The organism is Bradyrhizobium sp. P2_E8 (assembly GCF_056403875.1).
The window spans coordinates 1-2,178 of the sequence record NZ_JBFUES010001146.1 but is presented as its reverse complement, the minus strand read 5'-3'; the positions used below and the strand labels follow the sequence as shown (position 1 = coordinate 2,178).

The window sequence follows — 2,178 nt, the reverse complement described above, 5'->3', positions numbered from 1 at the left end:
CCTCCTCGCCGGCGCAGAGCCGCGCCTCGACCGGGGACGCCCAGTACCAGACGCCGCGGCCCTCGAACGTGTCGAGATTTGCGATCTCCGGCCGGCGATAGCGCGCGCCGCTCGCCACCACCACCGCGCGCGAGCGCAATGTGTCGCCGCAATCCAGCGCGAGCGCGAAGGTGCCGGCACGGCGCGAACAGTCCAGCGACTTCACCGACATCGGGATCATGATCTCGGCGCCGAACTTCTGCGCCTGGGTGAAGGCGCGGCCGGCCAGGGCCTGGCCCGAGATGCCGGTCGGAAAGCCGAGATAGTTTTCGATCCGCGCGCTGGCGCCGGCCTGGCCACCGAAGGCGCGGGTGTCGACGACGGCGACCGAGAGACCTTCGGAGGCCGCGTAGACCGCGGTCGCGAGTCCCGCCGGCCCGCAGCCGACGATGGCGACGTCGTAGATCCGATCATCCTTCGCTCCGCCGATCATGCCGATGGCGCGGCCGAGCTCGATCTCGCTGGGATTGCGCAGCACGCTGCCGTCGGCGGTGACGACCAGCGGCCAATCCTCCGGCTTCGGCGAATAACGCGCGATCACCTCGGCCGCGTCGTGCTCGCTGTCGGCATCGAGCAGGTGATGCGGCTGGCCGTTGCGGGTGAGGAAGCCCTGCAGGCGCACCACGCCGGCGGAGTTCGACGGCCCGATCAGCACCGGGCCACCGACGCCGCCCTGGATCAGGCTGACCCGGCGCAGGATCAGCGCGCGCATGATGCGCTCGCCGAGCTCGGCTTCGGCGACCAGCAGGGCGCGCAGCCGGTCCGGCGGGATCAGGAGCACCTCGACATCGCCCTCGGCGCGGCCGTCGACCAGCGCCGGCCTGCCCGAGAGCTGGCCGAGCTCGGCCAGGAACTGGCCGGGCCCCTGGTCGATGATCGGGGTGACATGACCGAGCCCGTCGCGCTGGGTGATGGCGACGTGGCCCTTCAGGATGACGAACATGCCGGGTCCCGGCTTGGCGGTCTCGAACAGCAGCTCGCCATCCGGATAGGTGCGGAGCTCGCCGAAATGCCTGATGCGCTCGATCTCGGCCGAAGTCAGCGCCGGAAAGGTCTGCTCGGGGCGCGTGAACCGCGACATCAGCGCATCACGCTCGGTTGGTTGCTGTCCGTCTTGCCCCTTTGCCACGTCGCTCAACTCCAAAATTTCTAGCCGCCGGATTTTAGCCGCCGGTCTTGCCGGCGGTCCCCTCATTTAGGGAATCATCTTCATTCTGCGAGGGGTCGGCACTTGCGGCGCGTTCGCGCGCCTGCAGCTTCCGCCGCTTCAGGTTTTCGCGCAGCGCCGACTTCAGCCGGTCGTCCCGGGACGCCCTCGCCTGTCTCGAATCCTGCCTCGTGCTCTTGTCGTTCTCGTCAGCCATCACCGGTCCATTACAGCGGTCGGCGATAACATGCCCCATGAACGTGGCAGCTCAAGAGGCCCGCGCGATCCGATCGTGCGAAACTCCAAAATGAGGCGAATCCGGTCACCCGGCCAGCTGGCCAGTTGGGTGGGGGGAATCGGAACCCGAATCGACGGAAAGTCGGCCGTTTCGAGCGAAAACGGGCATTTTGGCCCCGATATCGGCCCGATTTTCTCGTTTTGACGGAGCTAGCAAGCTTGCACAGGAGGGGGGCTTGTGGCAGATATCGGCCCGCTTGGTAGGCCCCTCGTGGCGGCCGATTCTTATCCCAGCACATGCTGCCGTAGCTCAGTGGTAGAGCACTCCATTGGTAATGGAGAGGTCGACAGTTCAATCCTGTCTGGCAGCACCATTCTCTGGGTTCAATCACGCACAGATCAGCATTCTCGCGGCATGTTGCGCCCGAGTTTTGCTCGTTTCCTTGACCCTCTCTAAGTGAAGAGGGCGCAGGGAAGACCGGGTGCCGGCTGGCACCCATGATCCGCTGCGCGAAGAATTTGCACACGCAAATGCGCAGGCGGGACAACAGGTGGGCCGGAAAACACCCGGCCTTCCCTGCGCGATGGGTTGACGGCGTATGCGCGCTCTCCCCGGAGCCGAGTTCCTTCTGGCCTCCGTTACCTCGCGAATTGGCGATGCCTCGAGGGCCCGGTCGAGCCTGGAAGCATCTCCGCAAGGCTTGACCGTAGCAACGACGGTCAGGACCACACGGTTTTGCCGTACGCAGCTTCAC

2 protein-coding genes and 1 tRNA gene are annotated in these 2,178 nt (G+C 66.2%); 1 reads left to right on the top strand and 2 read right to left on the bottom strand.

The window, feature by feature from the left end; translation table 11 throughout:
* Nucleotides 1-1,120: FAD-dependent oxidoreductase (locus AC1D00_RS37855; RefSeq protein ID WP_477014186.1), on the bottom strand; the 1,120-nt coding region annotated here is incomplete at its 3' end.
* An 82-nt stretch (nucleotides 1,121-1,202) separates the two neighbouring features.
* A complete protein-coding gene (locus tag AC1D00_RS37850) occupies nucleotides 1,203-1,403 on the bottom strand; it encodes a hypothetical protein (RefSeq protein WP_404551074.1) in 201 nt (66 codons plus the stop codon).
* A gap of 319 nt (nucleotides 1,404-1,722) precedes the next feature.
* On the opposite strand from AC1D00_RS37850, the gene AC1D00_RS37845 reads away from it, so the two are divergent.
* Nucleotides 1,723-1,797 (top strand) — tRNA-Thr (locus AC1D00_RS37845).
* Nucleotides 1,798-2,178: the final 381 nt, after the last annotated feature.